Below are 21,219 nucleotides of genomic sequence, written 5' to 3' on the forward strand. Positions count from 1 at the left end.
GTTTTTCATCTCAACAAAACCTTGATTTTTTAATTCACGAAAACGATTTAGTTGATTGGTTATCAATTATTTGACGTTGAAAAAAGTTCAATTATATCTTGATTTTTTAAAGATATTTTTTTTTAGATTTATTTAACATCTAGTTTCGTACTGTCCTTTTAAAGGGATGAAAAACTAACAAAAACCAAAATTTATGAGATGTAAAAGTATTTACTGGTTAGCTCTTATGATGTGTTTATTTGCCATTGGCTGTGACAACACAGAAGACGGAAGCTACGTTGATCCGATTACCATTTATGAGAAAGTAAGTGGAAATTGGGGATTAACAAATTTGAAAATGGTCGATGTATTTGCAAAGGCAAATAAGATCGAGCCAAACGAAGAAAACTTGAGTACCTATTTCAACTACGAAGATTTTAAAATCAAATTTAATGTAGATGAAAAGAACAATCCAACAAGTTACGAAGTTACAGGAAATGTGCCCCCTTTATTTGCCCCAAAAGGATATTGGAGACTTAGCACCGATTTTCAGCCAACAAATCCGGGTAATCCTGTAAAGATTTATTTGTACAGCGATGCCCAAAAAACTCAAAAAACAGATGAACTTCGAGTAGGATCGATTCCGGGTAAAAATGGAGAGATGGAAATTCAGTTAGATCATGCTTCTGGCGGAATTGTGTTTGTTTCTTATGTGTTTAAATTAAATGCTATTAATTAAAAAGTAATATGAAAAAGTTTATATATACAATTTTACTTGCCCTGTTGATGGCTCCTAATTTTGTGCAGGCACAAGAAACAACTGGAGCTGTAGGGAGTATGACATCATTTCCTGTAGTATACAAATATGATGAAAAAGTGACGTGGTTTTTTGACCTTTCGGCAACCACATTTGCTGAGAATGAGGTTTTATATTTATGGATCTGGTCCCCATCAGAACCAGATGCTGGAAACTGGGAAAACTCATCAGACTTTGCTAAATTAACCCATGTAAAAGACAAAATTTGGAGCATTACTTTAACTCCAACACAATATTTTTCAAAAACACCTGCTGAAATCGCAGCAAGTGCAGGATTCTGGCTTCGTATAAAAAACAAAAACGGATCGAAACAAAGTGAAGTGGCCAATATGCCATACACTGATTTTTCGACCTTTTATACAGCAAATGAGTTAATTAGATCTTACCCTACAAAACCAACACTTGATAAAGGAGTGAGTATTTTGTTTAATGCCAATCTGGCTCCTGGATTTGCCGGCGCTACAAGCGTACATATTCATAGCGGACTAAACGACTGGAGTATTCAGCAAATGTACGAAGCGTCAAAACCGGAGATTGCAGAAAAAACCAAACTAAAAGATTTAGGAAACGGCTTTTATAAAATGGATCTGGTACCAAAAGATTACTATAATGCGCCAGACGGTTTTGTGATGGAAAACCTGGTTTTCCTGATGGTAAAAGACAATTGGGCAGGAACAACTCCGGATCAGGTTTTATACGCAGGAGCTTTTGTACCGCCGCCAGCACCGGTTTTTGGATTTTTCCCATTACAAATTAGTCAAAAAGATTTTCTTGGAATGTCGAGAAAAAATAACGAATCGGGCGTAAACAAATTAATCTACACCATTACAGCCGGAAGCAAAGTTATTTCAGGTGAATTTACCGGAGGAACTTCTGAGATAAAAGGATTTGTCAATTTGGTTTCAGAGCTTAAGGATGTTCCGAATTTAAGTGAAATTCATGTTTTGGTCAAAGACAATAAAGACAAAACAATTTCGGATACAACGATTCCGCTTAAAACTTTAGACAAATAATTCACTATCAAATTAAAACATCAATTCTAATGAATAGTAAAAATAAAAAAATAGTCCTGCATCAAATGTGGACTACTAAAAATGTGGTATTCATGATTTTCATGCTTTTTCTTTCGGCAGGAATGTTTGCACAGGAAAAAAAGCAGGTATCAGGTACCGTTCATGACAATACAGGAAGTGTATTACCGGGAGCAACGGTAATTGAGGTAGGAACCAGAAATGCAACCACTACAGATTTTGACGGAAAGTTTGTCTTAACGGTAGCCGTAGGAGGTTCTATTGAAATTTCGTTTATAGGATCTACAAATCAAAAGATTCAGATCACATCAGCAACGAAACCAAACATAGATGTTCGTTTGCAAAATGATGGTTATCAGCTTGCAGAAGTTCAGGTAGTTTCTGTGGGATACGGAACTCAAAAGAAATCAGATTTAACCGGAGCTATTTCGAGTGTAAAAGCTGATGATTTGGTAAAAGGAACAATTTCTTCTACAGAACAGGTTTTACAAGGAAAAGTGGCAGGTTTAAATATCATTCGTCCTTCTGGAGATCCAGCTGCAGGTTCTACGATTCGTTTACGTGGAGGAACTTCGCTTACAGCAAGCAACAGTCCGCTTATTGTAGTAGATGGTATTGCTGGAGTTGATATTAACATTGTTCAGCCATCAGATATTAAATCTGTAGACGTTCTAAAAGATGCTTCGGCAACAGCTATATATGGATCAAGAGGAGCAAACGGAGTAATTATCATTACAACAAAATCAGGTACAAAAGGAGTTTCTGTAACCTACAGCGGATTATCAAGTGTGGGTTATGTAACAGATAATTTAGATCTTTTATCAGCCAATCAATGGAGAGGTTATGTACGTAGCACAGGAAACAAAGATGCTGTTGATTACGGCGGAAATACAAACTGGCAAAAAGCAATCGAACAAACCGCTATTTCGCAATCGCATACATTAAGTATCAATTCTGGTAAAACTGACAGCGGTTTCAGAACTTCACTTTCATACCTAAACAATGAAGGAGTAATTAAAAAAACAGGTCTTGAAAGATTAAGCGGAAATATCAATGCTTACCAATATCTTGGAGATAATAAAGAGGTGAAATTCGACATGGGTTTATTTGCTAATGTTGACAAATGGCACCCAATGGATTATAGAATTTTTGAGCGTACTTATAATTTAAATCCAACAATTCCGGTATACAATTCAAACGGAGAATTCTCTGCAGTAAGTGGAAATATCTACCAAAATCCAGTTGAGATTTTAACCAATAGAACAGTAGATAACGAAAGACACAGATTGTTAGGTTATTTTAAAACTGAAGTAAAATTTTTAAAAGATTTTCTTGCTGTAGCTAATATTTCATACGAACATAATGCGGTAAAAGGGAGCACTTACAAACCTTCTTACGCAGTTATGGAAGGAGTTGATGAAAAAGGATATGCTCAAAAAACCTATGCTGAATACGCTAATGCACAAGGAGAACTTTATGTAAATTATAATAAAGTAATCGATAAACATACTATTGGAGCTCTTGCCGGATATTCTTACTTAGAGAATATTTACGAAGGTTTTGGCGCGCAACGTAGTGGTTTTGTTACAGATGCTTTTAGCTACAACAATCTTGGTGCAGGTTACAATTACCGTTTAGGCGATGTGTATTCTTATAAAGGAAAATCAAATCTGGTTTCGTTTTATGCCCGTGCGAATTATTCTTATGACGGAAAATATTTGCTAACCGGTACTGTAAGAAGAGATGGTTCAAGCCGTTTTGGAGAAAACAATAAATGGGGAACTTTCCCATCTGCATCTGTAGCCTGGAAAGTTTCTAGCGAGGAGTTTATGAGTTCAACAAAAGGATGGTTAGACACCCTTAAATTTAGAGTAGGTTACGGAGTTACCGGTAATCAGGACGGAATTGGAGAATACAAATCACTTTCGATTTTAGGAGTTGGAAATGACAGTTACTACGATCCAAGTACAGGAAGATGGAGTTTGGCTTATTCGCCAAAACAAAACCCAAATCCTGACTTAAAATGGGAGTCAACAAAACAATTAAACATTGGGGTAGATTTTAGTTTATTCAACAGAATCACAGGTTCATTCGAATATTATTCAAAAAACACAAACGATTTGCTTTATACTTACGAAGTGCCTCAGCCGCCTTATTTAGTAGGAACAATGCTTGCAAACGTTGGTGAAATGTCTAACAAAGGAGTTGAACTTACGTTGAATGCCGATATCATAAAAGGAGATAAATTTTCATGGAATGCAAATTTAACTTTAGGACACAACGTTCAAAAAATCGAAAAACTATCAAACCCTACTTATAAAACAGATGTGATCTACAGCGGATCTTTACACGGATTAGCAGGTATGTCAGGACAATATTCTCAAATTATTGCTGAGGGTTATCCTGTTGGAACATTCTGGGGTTTCAAAAATGCGGGACTTGACGAAAATGGTAAAATTCAATATTATAATGCAGCAGGAGGTATCGTTGCCGAAAGTGCTCTGGTAGATGCTGATAAAACAGATTTAGGAAATATTCAGCCTGATTTGACTATGGGTATCGGAATGAATTTCACATACGGAAACTTTGATTTAGGAATTACAGGATACGGAATGTTTGGTCAAAAAGCATTAAATGCAACCAACATGATGCTAAACGATCCTAATAGATTACCAACTTTTAATGTTCCGGATGATTTCCTGAATACCGGAATCAAATCGGCTCCTAAATATTCAGATTACTGGATCGAAGATGCTTCTTTCTTTAGACTTCAGACAGTTTCAGTAGGATATACATTGCCATTAAAATACAAAAGTTCAAAACTTAGAATTTATCTTATGGGAGAAAACCTTGCTGTATTTACAAAATACAAAGGGGTAGATCCGGAGATTGGGTTAAATGCGCAAGACGGTATCAATCAAACCGGTAAATTGGATGAAACGGGATTGGCGGCTCCCGGAATTGATAGATTTAATAACTATCCTCGACCAACTACGATTTCTGTTGGATTAAATTTTACGCTGAATAATTAAGCGATAACTCAAAAATATAAAAAATGAAAGTCAAAATAACAGCATTATTATTAGTAAGTATGCTTTTTACGATATCATGTACAGATTTAAATGAAGATTTATATGATAAAGTAGAAGACGGGAATTTTGGAAAAACACCAAAAGAAATTGATGCATTAGTAGGAGGAGCCTATTCTTCTTTAAGAGGATTTTCTGATGGTATATCAACCAATTACCCAACTAGTGAGTACGTATTCTTTTTGAATGAGACCGTTTCAGACGAAGCCACCATTCCAACCAGAGGAACCAACTGGTACGATGGAGGTCAATATCAGGACGCGCAAAGACATACCTGGAAAGCAGACAACCGTATGATTTTATCAGCATGGCGTTACAACTACACCGGAATCGCTAAAATCAATTCGATCATTTATCAGGTAGATAAATCAAGCCTGACAGATGCGGCAAAAGCACCAATTTATGCCGAATTAAAATCGCTAAGAGCTTATTATTACTATAACCTTTTAGATTTATTTGGTAATGTGCCAATCGTAGTGAATTTTGAAGATACCTCTTTGCCATCAAACTCTACCAGAAAACAAGTATATGATTTCGTAGAAAAAGAATTGTTGGATGCGCTTCCGTATTTAACATCAAATGTGGTGTATTCTAAATTTACAAAAAATGTAGCCTATTCATTATTAGCAAGATTGTATTTAAATTCAGAAGCTTTTATTGGTACACCACGCTGGCAGGATTGTATCAACATGTGTCAAAAAGTAACAGGATATACTTTGACGCCGGATTTCTTCGCCAATTTTGCTACAGAAAATGAAAAATCGCCAGAGATTATTTTCTCTATTCCTTACGATCAAAAAGCAGGAACAGTAGGAAATTATATGAACTCGATGTCTCTTCATTATTTACATAAACTTACCATTTCTGCTACAGGATTAGATTATCCTTGGAGTGCAAACGGAATGTGTGCACAACCAGGTGTTTACTCTGCTTTTGCTGCCACAGATAAAAGAAGAAAATGTATGGTTGCGGGCGATCAGATTAGTGTAGCAACAGGTTCTGTAATTATTATGGATAACGGAGAACCTTTAACCTATACAGAAGAAGTTACAAGTGTTGCTGATGCAAAAGAAAATCAGGGAGTTCGTTTAGGAAAATACGAAATGAAAGCCGGAGAACAATGGGAGCGCGATCACGATTTAGTTTTAATTCGTTATGCCGAGATCTTAATGATGCAGGCTGAATGTTATGTACGTTTAGGATCTGCTGATTTAGCAAAACCTTTTGTACAACAAATTACAGCTCGTGCCGGAGAAGAAATGCCTACAATAATTGATCTTCCTTTTATAGACAAAGAATTACTTAAGGAATTTACTTTTGAAGGAAGAAGAAGAACAGATAACATTCGTTTTGGAACATTCTTCAATTCATGGTGGGAAAAAGGACCAACAGAGAAATACAGAGCGATTTTCCCAATTCCGAGTACAGTTTTAACAACAAATAAAAATTTAGTACAAAATCCTGGGTATCCTGTAAACTAGGTTATTGAATGTCAGTCTTCCGTGTTGGTTAGTCGTGGAAGGCTGACATGTTTTAAGGATAATTTTTGCCACAGATTAAAAGATTAAAAGGATTTTATTTCAGGCAGATTCAACAGATATAATTAATCTGCTAATGTGTAAGAAAAAAATCAGCCAGATCTGCACAATCTGCGAGAGAAAATTTTACGATGGCCGATAGCTATCGAAATAAAGAATTAAAATGGTAAAAAAAGTTTCACGCAGATTTTACAGATCAAAGCAGATTTAAATTTTAGTGTAATAATAAAATCTGCAGAATTTGCTTAAATCTTTTTGAATCTGCGTGAAATAATTTAGACAAAGGTGGTGAGCTAAAAACGAAGTAATAGTATAAAAAATAGACGCTAGCAACCAGTCATAAAAACAAATATTATCAATATGAAAAGATCTATCACATTATTGTTTTTTGGGATCATGAATATTATTGTCGCCACGGCTTGTAGCAGCGACGATAAAAATTCTGATAAACCTACAGAACCGGAAACATTTGAACCTGTTGCGATTGGAAAAACAAATAGCACCAAAATTTATGTTCATTATATGCCTTGGTTTGAGACCAATGAAAGTAGTGCCGATAAAAAATGGGGATATCACTGGACAATGGCCAACAAAAATCCAAACAACATAGGGGCAAACAATCGCAGGGAAATTGCGTCGTATTATTATCCACTCATTGGCCCTTATCATTCAGGCGATAAAAATGTGATCGAAAATCATTTATTATTGATGAAGTATTCAGGAATCGATGGTATTCTAATCGATTGGTACGGCACTTTTGATGTAAACGATTATCGAATGGTAAAAGAAAATACAGAACAGCTTATTGCCATGTTAGACAAAGTAGGATTAGATTATGCCATTGTTTATGAAGATCGTTTTTTGCCGAACGTAGTAAATGCCGGAAAAGCAATTTCTGTTACCAGCGCAGCAAAAACCGATTTAGCCTATATGGAGAAAAATTACTTTGATGATAAAAATTACATCAAAATAAACGGAAAACCATTATTGCTAAATTTTGGACCAATCGTATTGCAAACACCAGCCGAATGGACTAACGTTTTTAATACCCTGACTGCAAAACCTACTTTTTTAACACTCTGGAACGAATCTGGAGATGCAGGAGATAATGCCGCGGGAGAATATGCCTGGGTATATAAAAACAATACCTATCTGAATAATTTTTATACAAATAACAAACCAAAACTAGCGGTTGCAATGGGAGGCGCTTATCCAGGTTTTAAAGATTTTTATGCCGAAGGTGGTGGCGGAGCTGCAATTGGATGGACCATAGAACACAACAATGGAGCAACTCTTGACGAAACACTTTCTCTGGCTAAAAATGCGAATTTAAATTACCTGCAACTAATTACATGGAATGACTTTGGAGAAGGAACAATGTTCGAACCAACAGTAGAATTTGGTTATTCATATATAGAAAAAGTAAAAGCATTTGCTGGCGTAAAAAACACCGAAACTGTTTTTCCTGATATCAGTAAAATGTACAATCTGCGAGTAGAAAAGAAAGGCAATGCCGATGCCCAGAAAAAATTAGATCAGGCTTTTAATTATTTTGTTTCGATGCAGCCTGCAAAAGCAAAACAATTACTAAACGAAATTAAATAAAGAGTTGTAATTAATACAATTAAATAATGAAAAACATAAAATATAGATACTGTCTAATCGCTTTAGCATCAATGTTGATCGTTGCCTGCAGTACTAAAAAAACATACAAAATAAGTTCTCCCGGAAAAAATACCGAATTAGTTTTTGAATTAACTCCTTCTGGACAGCCTCAATATAGTTTAACATCAAACGGAAAATCAGTAATAGAACCATCTTTACTTGGATTTGAATTTAAAGGAATTCAAAAAATGACTGATGGTTTTGAAGTAGTAACTACCGAAGAAAAATCAGCTGATGAAACCTGGGAACAGCCTTGGGGTGAATTTAAAAAAGTGCGAGATCACCACACCGAATTAATTGTGCATTTGAAAGAGTCAAAAGGACAGGAGCGTTTGGTTGATATTATTTTCAGAGTTTTTGATGATGGTGTTGGTTTTAGATACGAATTTCCAAAACAGCCTAATTTAGGTAAAGTAGAAATTTCAAACGAAATCACACAATTTACCTTTAAATCAGATAATGATGTTTGGTGGATCCCGGTGCATCGCGAAAACAGTTATTACGAAAGTACCTACCGTAAAACGCCTGTTAGTAAAACCGATACCATCAATACACCGGCGACCTTAGAAACCAAAGAAAAATTATTTGTGGCGATTCACGAAGCCAACCTAACTGATTTTGCCTCAATGACGTTATTAAAAACAAATGATAAACAATACAAAAGCGAATTAGTGCCGTGGGCTAATGGCGTAAAAGTATATGCTGAAACTCCGTTTAAAACACCATGGAGAACGATTGTAGTAGGGAAAACTCCCGGAGAAGTAGCAACATCTACTATTATGCTGAATTTAAATGAACCTTCAAAAATTGAAGACCTTTCCTGGATCACGCCTTCAAAATATATCGGAATCTGGTGGGGAATGCATTTGGAAAAATTCACCTGGGGACAAGGGCCAAAACATGGCGCAACGACTAAGAATACAAAGGAATACATTGATTTTGCTGCGAAAAACAATTTAGACGGAGTTCTGGTAGAAGGCTGGAACGAAGGCTGGGATGGCGACTGGACTGCTGACGGATCTTCTTTTAGTTTTGTAAAAGCCTATCCTGATTTTAATCTGGAAGAAATCACGAAATATGCCGCTATTAAAAATGTTCGTTTAATAGGACATCACGAAACAGCGGGAGCTACAAAACATTACGAAAGCCAGTTAGAAGATGCCTTTAAATTGTATCAGAAAATGGGCGTAAATACCGTAAAAACTGGTTATGTAAATAAGTATTTAGACAAAAAAGAATGGCACGATAGCCAGTACGGAGCACGTCATTACAGAAAAGTAATGGAAACTGCGGCTAAATACCATATCATGATCGATAATCACGAACCTATAAAAGGAACAGGATTACAACGTACTTACCCGAACTTTATGACACAAGAAGGCGGAAGAGGGCAAGAATACAATGCATGGTCCGTTGATGGCGGAAATACTCCCGAACATTTAATCACTTTGCCATTTACAAGAATGCTTTCAGGCCCGTTTGATTACACGCCAGGGAACTTCAATTTTGATTACAAAACACCGTCAGGGGCAAGAGTTCAAACTACTTTAGCAAACCAATTGGCATTGTATGTAATCATTTTCAGTCCGCTGCAAATGGCATCTGATTTACCGGAGAATTACGAAGGAAAACCGGAATTTCAGTTTATAAAAGATGTTCCGTGTACTTGGTCAGATACTAAAGTTTTAGATTCTAAAATAGGAGAATACACAACCATTGCCAGAAAAGACTGGGACGAGAAAAACTGGTATTTGGGTGCGATCACTAATAGTTTCGCCAGAAATCTAAAAGTAAATCTATCATTTTTAGATGCCGGAAAAGAATACGAAGCCGAAATCTATGCCGATGGAGCAGGAGCGAATTATAAAACAAATCCGTATCCGGTGACAATTGCAAAACAAAAAGTAAACAGTAAAACAATATTAGATATTAAGTTGGCAGCTGGCGGAGGAACAGCTATAAAATTCTCTCCAATTGAGAAATAAGTTAGTTTAATATTATTTTGAGTTAAGTTTAAGTTTGAGTGTAAGTTTGCGCAATGAACCCGATGTCTTGAAAAAGATATCGGGTTTGTTATTTTTTGAACCATGTAAGTTCATCTAAGAGATTATAAGTTTGGTTGCGACTCTCATTTTTGTCATCCCGAGGAACGAGGGATCTCCGCGAGAAACTCTGCAATCAGAATCGCTAATCTTTGTCGATTTACAAGTGTGATCCTTCCTTCGTCAGGATGACAAGATTGTGGTTGTTTTGCGATTACTATGTCAGGAATGAGACGCGGATTAAACGGATTCGCAATGTGAAAACGCGGATATATAAGGATTTTATTCACCCTACCAAATCAAAACAACATCATCTTAGAACCTTAGCAACTCAGCGCCTCACTATCTCAAAGAAAAAATCAATGTCTATTATACGAAATATGCCCGCCAAAAGTATAAGCTGCGGCTAAAGTAGGTCCGTTGTATCCCCATTTCAGAAAGCCGTTGAGTCTTTTTTCTACAGCATCAACTTTAAAGTTCAGTCCGGTATATCCAGCGGTAAGGCTAAAATTTTTGTGCACATTGTATAAAAGAGAAAGATTATAGCTGATGATTCGGCCATCGATATCGTCGATTTTTAGGGCGAGATAATTGGCGTTGACATACAATCCAAAGCGTTTGGCTAATACAAAATCACCCCAAATCCCGATGTCTGGTAAGGGAGCGGTGAAATTAAAACTATCTTTATATTCTGCACTAAGCTGATTCGCATTAACACGTAAACCCACATCTGTAAAAAGTACGTGAGCCCCAATTAATAAACCAGCCTGATATTTTGGCTTTGCCAAAAAAGCATAACCGTAAGCGATTCTCGCAATCTGAACATCAAAAAAGGCTGTTACACTTGTATTTACATTGTAGGTGTGTTCACCAAAAGTGATTTCTCTTTGAAGCGTTTTTGTGGAAGTTCTATCTAAAGAAAAATATTCAAAACCCAATCTGGATCTTTTTGAAATTCGCCAGTCAAATGTTGCCATAAAAGACACGCTTGATTTCGAAAACCCTAAATCGTCTTCAAGATCTATTTTTGTACCTCTGTTTCCGTTATTTGTTCCAACTTCGATTTCTGTATTGTTAACAGGAAAAAAAGCTCCGGCAGTTACTTTAAAACGTCTGTCGTGCCATGGTAAATCAGTGGCGTCGTAATCCTGAAAATCTTCTGAAGCATTGTTTTGTAAAGCTGGGAGAGCATTTTCTACCGGAATTTCGGCGGTGGTTTGAGCCTGAAGGGAAAGGGACAAAAAGGAAACTATCAAAAAATAAAATAAGTTTTTCATTGTATTTATTTTTAAATTTTATTGATAAATTTTTAACACTTAAAGTTAACAAAAAAAATCATGCATTTTTATTTTTGATCTTTATTATTTGAATAAATCTATTGACTATCAGTAAATTATGGGTTTTGTTAAAATTAGTTGACATGTCACTCTTTTTTGTAGTTTTGTATCATGGAAAAAGATAAAACAGATTTTAATACTTCTAGAGAGAACATTTCAGATAGTTTTTTCTTTCAGATACATCGAATGAAGCGTACGATCTTTCGTCATACTAATGCCTTAATGAACGAAGCAGGAATTACTTTGCAGTTAGAACAACTCCCGTTAATTATGATTCTTCAAAGTGACAGCCGTTCGCAAAGAGAACTCTCCGATATTACCATGAGGGATAAATCGTCTATTTTGAGAAGTATCAATGCCTTAGAAAAGAAGGGTTTGGTTGTCGTTAAAAAAGACAAAGGCGATAAACGAAAGAATATCGTAAGCCTTACAGATGAAGGAATCGATTTGGCCAAAAACATTAGAATTTTAATGAATAGGGCAGAAGATGAGGTTTTGGCTGTTTTTTCAGTCAAAGAAAGATCAGAAGCTTTACAAACAATCAGAGGTTACGCAGACAAATTAGATACGCTTTAATTTTTTTAGGTTTTAAAGGTTGACATGTCAACAAAGAAATTAGCCACTGATTTTATTGATTGAACGGATTTTTATTGGTTTTAATAATCATTTTAATCTTTATAATCTGAGGCAAAAAACAATGAAAACAATATTATAGAAAATACAAAATGAACAAAAACGAATTATTAGAAGGTCCTATACTTTCTTCCTTATTAAAATTAGCAGTGCCAATTATGATTGCTAATTTACTACAAGCCGCTTATCAATTAGTAGATGCTTTTTGGGTTGGACGATTGGGCGGAGACGCCGTTGCAGCGGTGTCTGTAAGTACACCCGTAATTTTCCTGATGATTGCTTTAGGAACCGGCTTGGCTATTGCCGGATCGATACTTATTGCACAATATTTTGGTGCAGGACAACAGGAAATGGTAAATCACGTGGCAGCTCAAACCTTGCTTATGGTAATCTCGGCGTCGATTGTTTTATCGATCATAGGCTATTTTATGAGTCCGTATTTTTTGCAAATTCTAAAAGTAACGCCAACGGTTTATAAAGATGCTTTGGGCTTTATGCAAATTGCTTTTATCGGACTTGTTTTTAGTTTTAGTTTCATGATTTTTCAGTCGGTTATGCGAGGGGTTGGGCGTGTTACTTTGCCGGTTTATATTGTATTGGGAACGGTGATTCTGAATTTTGCTTTAGATCCGTTGTTTATTTTTGGATGGCATTTTATTCCGGCAATGGGCGTAAAAGGAGCGGCTTTGGCGACTTTATCAACGCAAAGTCTGGCGATAATAATAGGGTTTGTGATTTTGTTTAGAGGAAAACATGGTATTCATTTGCAAACCAGAGATTTTAAACCCGATTTTAAGCATATTAAAAAAGCTTTTAAAATTGGTTTTCCTTCATCGATAGAACAATCAATGAGAGCAATTGGTTTAACTGCCATTACTTTTTTAATTGTGCATTTTGGTACAACGACTGTTGCTTCTTATGGAGCGGGCTCGAACTTAATACAGCTTATTATGATTCCGGCGCTTGGACTTTCGATGGCAATTGCGACTTTGGTGGGTCAGAATATTGGTGCAGGAAATATGCTTCGCGCGGGTAGGATCGCAAAATTAGGCGCTTATCTAGGTTTTGGGTTATTAACGGGAATTGGAATAATCGCCTATGTTTTGGCGCCTTATTTAATTGCTTTTTTCGTTCCAAACGAGCCTGAGGTAATCGCGGGAGGAACTACTTTTTTAAGAATTACGTGTCTTTCATGGGGATTTCTGGGACTTCAAATGTGCTTACTGGGCGTTTTCAGGGCTGTTGGTAATACGACGCTTCCTATGATTTTAACGCTGGTTTCGCAGTGGGTTTTGCAGTTTCCGCTGGCATATATATTATCTCATAATACTTCGCTTGGGGCAATTGGTATTTGGTGGGCTTTCCCAATTTCGACGGTTGTTACGGCAATTGTTACAATGCTTATTTATGCCAAAGGCGACTGGAAAAAAGAAAGGCTTACGGGCAAAATGAATAAACTTATTAATAAGGTTGAAAAGGAAATTGTGAAGGAAGGATTTGAGGTTAAATAAAGGTTCTGAGTTGCTGAGGATCTAAGGATCTAAGGATCTAAGGTTTTTCTTTAAGGCTCTAAGTTGCTGAGAATCTAAGATTCTAAGGTTTAATTTATAGACGTGCTGATGTGCGTCTTTTTTTTTGTTTTGTCTTAGAACGTGTGTCGCGTGAGGGATAGGAGCAGTCCGCCGCGGCGGAGCGGATAGCCCGACAGCATGCCGGTAAGAGGGCGAATAAGCGCAAAGTAAGTTTGCCCTCTTGCCGGGATGGTGGCACGCCTGGATTCAAAAACTCAATATCAATTTTAAAATTCAATTTCAAAACTCAATATCAATGTCAAATTTTTAGATTATATCTTATTTTCGATTGTAATTGATTTTTGTCATTGCCATTGTCATTGTCATTGAATTTTATTTTTTGCAATTGCCATTGTAATTGATTTACGTTATATTTGAAAGTATAATCTGAAAACAATTATGGATAAAAAATTAAAACAATACCTTGTAAAGTCTTTCGTAGTACTATTATTGATTCATTTGGGCTATTTTTTATATGGCTATTTTAAGTTTGAAGGAATTGGGAATATCGACATTTATACAGAGTTTTACAGGTTTAAGTTTTATGATGATGTGTCTATTTCGCATTTTTTTATAACGGGTTTGTTTTTACTTTTCTTCTTGATTTTTTTATTAAAAAATCATTCGAGGAAAAATTATTCTTTTGTAAATCTGCTTAAAATTGGTGGTTTATTATTGTTGATTTCTTTCTTTAGTTTTTCATTTTTTATTAGTTACAGTTTTGGACTGAATGCAAAAATGAGAACTGAATTGTCTGAGGCAAAACTGAATAAAGACAAAGAGTTATTGAATGTTTTGCGTCCGTTTTTGTATAATTATACTTCTTATAGTTCAGAGAAATTATTTAATCCGGTAAATATTTTATACCCAAAACCTTATCCGGTTATCGAGGTGATTGATAGTACTTTGTATGGTAATTATTATAGTGTAGAGTATAATTATTATAGTATTGATACGCTAAAAATGCTAACGACGGATTTGAACAAAGTTTCGGGCGCTGCAAGTACGATTTTAGATAGTATTGGATTTGGTAAAAAAGAGCTTTTGGAACGCATCATCAAAAAAAATGTGATAAAAGACAGTACCGAAATTATCTATAAAGGCATGCGCGTAAATCCTGATTACGATGAGAATATTTGCATTTTTGTTGAGAATAAAGCGTTGTACAAGTCTGTAAAAGGCATTCCGATAGAGAAACAGCAATATGATGCTGCAGTAAAACGCTATAAATTGCTTTATAAAACTAAGGAAGATTCGTTGCTTAATAATTTTAAACAACTGGATACGCTTTTAAGAAAATACAAAATCGAAACGAGTTTGGTGCCTAAAGATCTGGCAAAAGATGTGCGCCATTATCAAAAGAACACTCGCGAACCGTTGAATGCGATTAGAAATAATTATGACAGAAAAGCGCTGACAGAAAAATTTGATACGCTGGAGCGATTATTCTACGAACCAAAATATCTTCATCCGTCGATTATCGAAATCTTCTTTGCTGTAGTTGTAGGCGCTTGGCTGATTGGGTTCTTGATTTATATTTTATTTAATTATAAAAGAAAAACTGCATAGAAAAACCTGCATTTTTATTGAAATTTTATACCCGGTTATAATCGGCTTTCCAGTGTACGATTGCTTTTTTGATGGCGTCTCCGCTTAGGTTATTTTTTAGTGCGTCTTCTATAAGAGGCAAAAGTTCGTTATCCGGCGCAAAGCGAAGTCCAAAAATCTGATCATCGGTTAGTTTGTATTCGATTTCCTCAAATCTTTTTCCGGTTAGGGTGAAATAGCGGTAACGAAGTTCCAGTCGCACAATTCTGTTTTGCAGAATAAGGGCATAATGCTGGCGCAACATAAAAGCAAGGCAAAATAAAAACACAAAAACAACGCTAATAAACGACCATATTAAGGTATCGTTTGTTGTAAAAGCAAAGTAAATACTTGCCGCCAGAAAGATGGTAAGAATAGGGTAGTAAACAAAATGATGCGGGGTATAAAACCTGATATGATTGTAATAGGTCTGGATTTTCATAATTATTTATTTACGGTTTGCTATCAAAAAAACAAAAGCTACCCTAAAAAAATAGAATAGCTTTTTTTCCAAAAATAAACTAACATAACCAATGTTCTCTTTATAATTAAACTTTTTCAAGTTCTCTTAGTAGTATCTATATTTAAAAAGCCTCACTTTCATTCTCTTTTTCAATGGCTTTAATCTGTCTTTAATCTCTTTGGTAAAATTAGTTGAGTTGGTAAAAAAAGCTGTTATATTTTAAAAGGCAAATGTTATATTATTTCAACTTTTAAGGTTTAATGCATATTTTTTCGTTGTTTAGTTTAAGATAAAGAGTTTATAATTTTCCACTCGTCTAGTTTCGACTGATATGTTTTTGCTGCATTTGCAGGACTTGTAGAGGGTAAAGTTATAAGTTGATACGGATTTTTTAGCTGAACATATTTTTTAAAGAACGCCGCCGCTTTTTGTCCGTTGAATAATATCGTTTTAATGTTGGGATGTTGTTTTAAAAACGTTTCAAAATCATTCGCGATTTCGTTTTTTATCGCGCTGTCTAAACTTCCAACCCTGTCGCAAAACTGTAAAACATCCCATAAGGCAATTTTGTTTTTTTGCAAAAGCGCTTTTCTAGTTTCGTAATCATTCGAGAAATCTTCATTAAAAATGGCGAACATGAATTTCCAGAAATTATTTTGGTTGTGACCGTAATATTGGTTCAGTTCTAATGACTTTGTTCCCGGCATTGTACCCAGAATCAAAATGTTAGCCTCGTTGTTTGATATTGGTGCAAACGAAAAACTTTTCATATATGTATTACTATTATAGTAGAAAGGTAAAAAATATTACCGTTAAAAACATCATGCAGAAGTAATTATAAAACAATTTAGAAAAATTATATAACATTTTTGCCTGACTTGTGGGCGAACTTTGAATCGTAGATTTTTAGAAATCCAATACCACAAAACGGACTTTCTTTTTTTGTAAATCTATGTAAAATGAAGTTGAATTAAAATCCCTTGCAAAATGAAAATAGTTACTATAAATACAGAAAGAATTCAAAATATTTTTGAAGAACTACATACAAATCTAGGCGGTAAAGTAACTTTTGATTTAGACGAATACACGCTCGAAACGAACAATAGTTTTGCAAAAGGATCTATAATTGGTGCTTCATTCAATGATAATATTTCGTACGTTGAGTTCGATATGACTTTTGCTGCAGATGTTCGTATGGAAATTGTAAATCCTATCGAATCACCAATTTATTTTGCCTATTGCTCAAAAGGCAGTTTATCGCATAGTTTTGGTACTACCGGCGAAGAAAGAAAATTTAAAACTTTCCAGACCGCCATTGTAACCTCAAAGAAAAATCAGGATAATGTGCTGTTTTTTGAAAAAGATAAAAACACAAAATTTACCTTAATAATAGTAGGAACTCATGTTTTGCATCAGGATCCTGCCAACTCATTAAACCAAAAAGTAAAAGAAACTTTCTTTGAAAATAATACCGTTCAGGATTTCTTTTACGTAGGTTCTTATAACTTAAAAATTGCCGAAAAAATCGAACAATTAAATGCCGTTACACAAACCGGAATTGTTAGAAATCTTCTAAAAGAAGGCATTTTAAGAATTATCCTGGCAATGGAAATTCAGCAACATACAGACGATTTGTGCATGAATGCCAAAGATACCAATTGCCTGACGTTGCGTGAAATGGAAGAAATCAAAGAACTTTCTGAAGCCATCAAAGCCAATCCCGAAGAAGCTTTTACGATTAAATCTTTAAGCAAAAAATCAGGTTTATCGCCAAATAAACTGCAGGAAGGTTTTAAACTCATACACAACAGAACCGTAAACGACTACATTACCCACATGCGCGTGCTGAAAGCCGAAATTTTAATCAGAACTTCTGATCTCAATATATCCGAAATCGTTTATTGCATTGGTTTTACCAGCAGAAGCTATTTCTCAAAAATATTCAAACAAAAATTCAATTGTAGTCCAAAAGAATATAAATTCAATTTGAATCCGTTGGCTATAACAGCTTAGAGGAGGTTCAAAGTTGCAAAGGTTCAAAGGAACAAAGATCTTGTAGAGGCGCACAGCAGTGCGTCTCTTTTTTTTGTTTAAAAGTGTAATGATTTTGAATCTTTTTTAGGAGCTATCTCCTGCTATCCACTTGTATCTTTTCCTGGCTAAAGGAGCCAGAAAAAGGATACCGCTTCTATCAGGGCTAGGGCATTTGTTTTCATGATATTTTTTATTTTTCATTAAAATTTCGAAAAAAAACTAGATTCTTAGCAACTTAGAACCTTAGTATCTAAAAAATATATACATTTGCATAACTAGTTATGTAATTAATTATATATGGAATTTTTTGACAAAGTAGGTAAGGTGGCTTTAGGAAGTCGCTTACGTTTAATGACGGCCATTATCACAGATGATGCGGCCAAAATATATGAGTCTTACGGGATGACTTTTATGCCAAAGTGGTTTCCTGTATTTTATACGCTCATGGATGAAAGGGAAATAACAATTACCGAAATCGCCAACGAAATTGGTCATTCGCAACCCTCTGTGAGCAAAATTGTTCAGGAAATGATTGCTGTAGGATTGGTAGAAGAAAGTCTGAAAAGCAATGATAAACGCAGAAATATTGTAGGTCTCACCAAGCAGGGATGGGAATTTTCGAAAGAACTAAAACTGCAATTACAAGATGTTGAAGCCGCTGTTGACAGCTTAATAACAGAATCTAAACACAATCTTTGGGCGGCACTCGAAGAATGGGAATTTTTACTGGAACAAAAAAGCCTGCTTAAAAGAGTAACCGAAGCCAAGAAAAAGCGTGAAAGTCACGATGTGCAAATCGTAGCATTCGAACCTCAATATCTTGATGCTTTCAAATCCCTAAACGTAGAATGGATTTCGACTTACTTCGAAATGGAAGAAGCGGATTATAAAGCGCTGGATAATCCTGAAGAATACATCTTAAACAAAGGAGGGAAAATTTTTGTGGCTTTGTACCGCAATGAACCCGTTGGAGTTTGCGCCCTTATCAAAATGAAGGATTCAAATTATGATTTTGAAATGGCAAAAATGGCGGTTTCTCCAAAAGCGCAAGGAAAAAACATTGGGTTTTTATTAGGCCAGGCCATCGTAAAAAGCGCCAAAGAATTAGGAGCAAGCACCATATATCTGGAAAGCAATACGATCTTAAAACCTGCCATTAATTTGTATTACAAACTGGGTTTCCACCGCGTATACGGTTTGGCAACACCTTATAAGCGTTGTAATATTCAGATGGAGTTAAAAATCTAGGTTCAAAGTGACAAAGTAATAAAGGTTCAAAGGCCAAGAAAACTTTGAGCCTCTGAGTCTTTGCAGCTTTGTACCTTTTAAATAAAAATCATGAAAAACATTGTAAAAAAAGAAAATGCTGTTTCAAGACAGTTTTTAGGAGTTGATTTTGTTGTGCTTTCTATAGGAAAAGATTCTATGGTAACAAAAATGTTGTATAAAGCGACAGATAATGTTCCGTTTCATAAACATCCCAATGAGCAAAGCGGATACGTGATTTCAGGTAAGTACAACTTAAAATTTGGAGGAGAAGAATTTGCATTATCAGAAGGTGATACGTATTCGATTCCTGCCAATATTGAGCATTCTATCGAAATCATCGAAGCCGGAGAAGTAGTAGATGTTTTTACACCAATAAGAGAGGATTATTTATAATCAAGGTTAAAAGGTTCAGAGCAACAAAGGCTCAGAGGTTTAAACCTTTGTTCCTCTGAACCTTTGTGCCTTTGCACCTTATTTATCTCCCAAAACGATAATACTCTAAATCCTGATTCTTTTTATTATTAATAGAATCCATAATAGAGTTCATGCCTATAACGCTAAAGGTGATTCCGTTTCCGCCGAAGCCCAGGACGTAATGTTCATTTTTGCTTGGGTCGGGTTTTCCAAAGTAGGGTAGACCGTCTTTTGTTTCTCCAAAAGTTCCCGCCCAGGAATAATCAATTTTGAAATTGATATTGGGAAATTTTTTCTTGAAATGCCTTAATAGATATTGTTCTTTTTTAGGCAATAGTTTATCGCGTTTTTTAGTATCTTTAAAATCTTCGTCGCTGCCACCCATGATAATTCTGTTATCTGAGGTCACTCTAAAATACAAGTAAGGCGAAGAAGTATCCCAAAAAATAGCGTTTTTAAAAGCGGTTGGTAAAACTTCCAGATTTTCGGATGCAATGACAAAGGTACTTTTTAAGTCTACTACTTTTTCGGTTAGTGTTTCGGTGCTTTCATAACCGCTGCAATGAATGATATGTTCTGCGGTAATCGTAAATTTATTTTCGGTATGCGCTATCAATTTTGACTTTTGATTTTGAATGGACGTAATATTGGTACGGTCAAAAATCTGCATTCCCTTTTTTTTGCAGTAATGCAGTAAGTCATTCGCAAGTTTATAAGGATCCATTACGGCAGCAGTTTTAGATTCAATGGCTGCAATTGCATTTAAGCCCATTTTCTCCAAATCCCATCGTTCGAGCCAGTTTACATCAAATCCGTGCTCTTTACGGCATTTAAATTCGTTCTTTAAAAACGGAATATCTTTTTTTAAGGAACAGTAATAAATGCTTTTTTTAAACTCAAACTGACACTCGCTTTTTATGGTATCTATAATGGTACGCAAATCAAAGATGGCTTTTTTGCCGTTGGTGTAACTGTCTACAGCACATTCGGTTCCTCTGATTTTTATGAGTTCATGCAGCGAAACGTCGATTTCGTATTGCAGCAAAGCCGTACTTGCGGCAGTACTTCCGTTTGCAACGTCGCGTCGGTCAACAAGTATTACTTTTTTGCCTTCGGAGATTAATTTATAAGCAATTAAAGCTCCGGTAATTCCTCCGCCAATAATTAGGATCTCAGTAGAAAGATCGGCATCTATAGACGGATAACTGTATTTCATGGCACTTTTTAAGGGCCAAAAAGTTTCAGAGGAACGTAGTTTCATTTTTTGGTTATATTTCGGGTACGTAATTTAGTTCTGTTTTTGTCTTTTCTTTCGTGTTGTTCAGAGGCTTCAGCAATAGAATGGGAACTTCTTATGCTTTCGTCCTTTTTGGCCAATTCACTCAGTTTATGATAGTATTTTTGTACAATGATCATTTCTTCTTCGGTCATACTTTCAATATCTACCAGACTATTGCTGGAATATTCGTTGGATGCCACCAATTCGTTTAGCTTTAATTGAATGGCAAGCGAATCTTTATTTTGTGCCTTCTGAATAAGAAAAACCATCAGGAAAGTAATAATTGTTGTTCCGGTATTGATGACCAGCTGCCAGGTTTCTGAATAATCGAAAATGGGTCCCGAAACGGCCCAGACGACTACAAGTAAAAAGGCACCAATAAAAGCGGTTGTACTTCCTGCGGCTTTAGAAACATGAGTCGCGAACTTTTCGAAAGCACTGGTCTTGTTTTGTTTTTTAGTTTTCATTTGA

The 21,219-nt window shown here is 35.5% G+C and carries 17 protein-coding genes; 12 read left to right on the forward strand and 5 right to left on the reverse strand.

Going from position 1 to position 21,219, the window contains the following annotated elements; all coding sequences use genetic code 11:
* Positions 1-193: 193 nt before the first annotated feature.
* The 6 genes from FLACOL7796_RS06395 (at position 194) to FLACOL7796_RS06420 (ending at position 10,104) form a co-directional block, all read left to right on the forward strand.
* Positions 194-718 carry a DUF5004 domain-containing protein gene (locus FLACOL7796_RS06395; protein ID WP_173969984.1) on the forward strand — a complete coding sequence of 175 codons (525 nt, stop codon included), beginning with the start codon at positions 194-196 and terminating at the stop codon, positions 716-718.
* An 8-nt stretch (positions 719-726) separates the two neighbouring features.
* Entirely contained in the window at positions 727-1,809 is a 1,083-nt protein-coding gene (locus FLACOL7796_RS06400) for a hypothetical protein (RefSeq protein WP_173969985.1), read from the forward strand.
* Between the two features lie 29 nt (positions 1,810-1,838).
* Positions 1,839-4,859, forward strand: coding sequence for a SusC/RagA family TonB-linked outer membrane protein (locus FLACOL7796_RS06405; protein ID WP_173969986.1), 3,021 nt, complete (start codon positions 1,839-1,841; stop codon positions 4,857-4,859).
* A gap of 23 nt (positions 4,860-4,882) precedes the next feature.
* Entirely contained in the window at positions 4,883-6,397 is a 1,515-nt protein-coding gene (locus FLACOL7796_RS06410; RefSeq protein ID WP_173969987.1) for a RagB/SusD family nutrient uptake outer membrane protein, read from the forward strand.
* Positions 6,398-6,814: 417 nt separating this feature from the next.
* Entirely contained in the window at positions 6,815-8,059 is a 1,245-nt protein-coding gene (locus FLACOL7796_RS06415; RefSeq protein ID WP_173969988.1) for a glycoside hydrolase family 71/99-like protein, read from the forward strand.
* A 26-nt stretch (positions 8,060-8,085) separates the two neighbouring features.
* Entirely contained in the window at positions 8,086-10,104 is a 2,019-nt protein-coding gene (locus tag FLACOL7796_RS06420) for a glycoside hydrolase family 97 protein (protein ID WP_173969989.1), read from the forward strand.
* 416 nt (positions 10,105-10,520) lie between these two features.
* On the opposite strand, the gene FLACOL7796_RS06425 is transcribed toward FLACOL7796_RS06420, so the two are convergent.
* On the reverse strand, positions 10,521-11,438 hold the full coding sequence (locus FLACOL7796_RS06425) for a hypothetical protein (protein WP_173969990.1): 918 nt from the start codon (positions 11,436-11,438) through the stop codon (positions 10,521-10,523).
* 171 nt (positions 11,439-11,609) lie between these two features.
* Here FLACOL7796_RS06425 and FLACOL7796_RS06430 point away from each other — a divergent pair, with 171 nt between their 5' ends.
* The 3 genes from FLACOL7796_RS06430 to FLACOL7796_RS06440 all read left to right on the forward strand — a co-directional run bounded on the left by FLACOL7796_RS06430 (position 11,610) and on the right by FLACOL7796_RS06440 (position 15,271).
* Entirely contained in the window at positions 11,610-12,074 is a 465-nt protein-coding gene (locus FLACOL7796_RS06430) for a MarR family winged helix-turn-helix transcriptional regulator (RefSeq protein ID WP_173969991.1), read from the forward strand.
* Between the two features lie 149 nt (positions 12,075-12,223).
* Positions 12,224-13,642, forward strand: coding sequence for an MATE family efflux transporter (locus FLACOL7796_RS06435; RefSeq protein ID WP_173969992.1), 1,419 nt, complete (start codon positions 12,224-12,226; stop codon positions 13,640-13,642).
* A 459-nt stretch (positions 13,643-14,101) separates the two neighbouring features.
* Positions 14,102-15,271, forward strand: a complete 1,170-nt coding sequence (locus tag FLACOL7796_RS06440) for a hypothetical protein (protein WP_173969993.1) — start codon at positions 14,102-14,104, stop codon at positions 15,269-15,271.
* A gap of 25 nt (positions 15,272-15,296) precedes the next feature.
* On the opposite strand, the gene FLACOL7796_RS06445 is transcribed toward FLACOL7796_RS06440, so the two are convergent.
* Positions 15,297-15,731 (reverse strand): DUF6526 family protein, encoded by a 435-nt coding sequence (locus tag FLACOL7796_RS06445; RefSeq protein ID WP_173969994.1) that lies wholly within the window; start codon positions 15,729-15,731, stop codon positions 15,297-15,299.
* 305 nt (positions 15,732-16,036) lie between these two features.
* A complete protein-coding gene (locus FLACOL7796_RS06450; RefSeq protein WP_173969995.1) occupies positions 16,037-16,522 on the reverse strand; it encodes a DNA-deoxyinosine glycosylase in 486 nt (161 codons plus the stop codon).
* A 217-nt stretch (positions 16,523-16,739) separates the two neighbouring features.
* Between FLACOL7796_RS06450 and FLACOL7796_RS06455 the strand changes: the two genes are divergently transcribed.
* The 3 genes from FLACOL7796_RS06455 (at position 16,740) to FLACOL7796_RS06465 (ending at position 19,448) form a co-directional block, all read left to right on the forward strand.
* Positions 16,740-17,765: a helix-turn-helix domain-containing protein gene (locus tag FLACOL7796_RS06455; protein ID WP_173969996.1), complete on the forward strand. Its 1,026-nt coding sequence runs from the start codon at positions 16,740-16,742 to the stop codon at positions 17,763-17,765.
* 318 nt (positions 17,766-18,083) lie between these two features.
* Complete coding sequence (locus FLACOL7796_RS06460) at positions 18,084-19,034, forward strand: bifunctional helix-turn-helix transcriptional regulator/GNAT family N-acetyltransferase (RefSeq protein ID WP_173969997.1); 951 nt, start codon at positions 18,084-18,086, stop codon at positions 19,032-19,034.
* Between the two features lie 90 nt (positions 19,035-19,124).
* Entirely contained in the window at positions 19,125-19,448 is a 324-nt protein-coding gene (locus FLACOL7796_RS06465; protein ID WP_173969998.1) for a cupin domain-containing protein, read from the forward strand.
* 82 nt (positions 19,449-19,530) lie between these two features.
* Here FLACOL7796_RS06465 and FLACOL7796_RS06470 read toward each other — a convergent pair whose 3' ends face one another.
* Complete coding sequence (locus tag FLACOL7796_RS06470) at positions 19,531-20,730, reverse strand: NAD(P)/FAD-dependent oxidoreductase (protein WP_173969999.1); 1,200 nt, start codon at positions 20,728-20,730, stop codon at positions 19,531-19,533.
* A complete protein-coding gene (locus FLACOL7796_RS06475; protein ID WP_173970000.1) occupies positions 20,727-21,215 on the reverse strand; it encodes a low affinity iron permease family protein in 489 nt (162 codons plus the stop codon). The genes FLACOL7796_RS06470 and FLACOL7796_RS06475 overlap by 4 nt, the downstream gene beginning before the upstream one ends.
* Positions 21,216-21,219 lie beyond the last annotated feature (4 nt).

Origin of the sequence: Flavobacterium bizetiae (genome assembly GCF_902804475.1) — a bacterium.
In the GTDB taxonomy this organism is placed as follows: Bacteria; Bacteroidota; Bacteroidia; order Flavobacteriales; family Flavobacteriaceae; genus Flavobacterium; species Flavobacterium bizetiae.

What these genes read in the sequence shown, in the direction of transcription:
- FLACOL7796_RS06395 (WP_173969984.1), top strand. Translation starts at nt 194, where the DNA reads ATGAGATGTAAAAGTATTTACTGGTTAGCTCTTATGATGTGTTTATTT.
- FLACOL7796_RS06400 (WP_173969985.1), top strand. Translation starts at nt 727, where the DNA reads ATGAAAAAGTTTATATATACAATTTTACTTGCCCTGTTGATGGCTCCT.
- FLACOL7796_RS06405 (WP_173969986.1), top strand. Translation starts at nt 1,839, where the DNA reads ATGAATAGTAAAAATAAAAAAATAGTCCTGCATCAAATGTGGACTACT.
- FLACOL7796_RS06410 (WP_173969987.1), top strand. Translation starts at nt 4,883, where the DNA reads ATGAAAGTCAAAATAACAGCATTATTATTAGTAAGTATGCTTTTTACG.
- FLACOL7796_RS06415 (WP_173969988.1), top strand. Translation starts at nt 6,815, where the DNA reads ATGAAAAGATCTATCACATTATTGTTTTTTGGGATCATGAATATTATT.
- FLACOL7796_RS06420 (WP_173969989.1), top strand. Translation starts at nt 8,086, where the DNA reads ATGAAAAACATAAAATATAGATACTGTCTAATCGCTTTAGCATCAATG.
- FLACOL7796_RS06425 (WP_173969990.1), bottom strand. Translation starts at nt 11,438, where the DNA reads ATGAAAAACTTATTTTATTTTTTGATAGTTTCCTTTTTGTCCCTTTCC.
- FLACOL7796_RS06430 (WP_173969991.1), top strand. Translation starts at nt 11,610, where the DNA reads ATGGAAAAAGATAAAACAGATTTTAATACTTCTAGAGAGAACATTTCA.
- FLACOL7796_RS06435 (WP_173969992.1), top strand. Translation starts at nt 12,224, where the DNA reads ATGAACAAAAACGAATTATTAGAAGGTCCTATACTTTCTTCCTTATTA.
- FLACOL7796_RS06440 (WP_173969993.1), top strand. Translation starts at nt 14,102, where the DNA reads ATGGATAAAAAATTAAAACAATACCTTGTAAAGTCTTTCGTAGTACTA.
- FLACOL7796_RS06445 (WP_173969994.1), bottom strand. Translation starts at nt 15,731, where the DNA reads ATGAAAATCCAGACCTATTACAATCATATCAGGTTTTATACCCCGCAT.
- FLACOL7796_RS06450 (WP_173969995.1), bottom strand. Translation starts at nt 16,522, where the DNA reads ATGAAAAGTTTTTCGTTTGCACCAATATCAAACAACGAGGCTAACATT.
- FLACOL7796_RS06455 (WP_173969996.1), top strand. Translation starts at nt 16,740, where the DNA reads ATGAAAATAGTTACTATAAATACAGAAAGAATTCAAAATATTTTTGAA.
- FLACOL7796_RS06460 (WP_173969997.1), top strand. Translation starts at nt 18,084, where the DNA reads ATGGAATTTTTTGACAAAGTAGGTAAGGTGGCTTTAGGAAGTCGCTTA.
- FLACOL7796_RS06465 (WP_173969998.1), top strand. Translation starts at nt 19,125, where the DNA reads ATGAAAAACATTGTAAAAAAAGAAAATGCTGTTTCAAGACAGTTTTTA.
- FLACOL7796_RS06470 (WP_173969999.1), bottom strand. Translation starts at nt 20,730, where the DNA reads ATGAAACTACGTTCCTCTGAAACTTTTTGGCCCTTAAAAAGTGCCATG.
- FLACOL7796_RS06475 (WP_173970000.1), bottom strand. Translation starts at nt 21,215, where the DNA reads ATGAAAACTAAAAAACAAAACAAGACCAGTGCTTTCGAAAAGTTCGCG.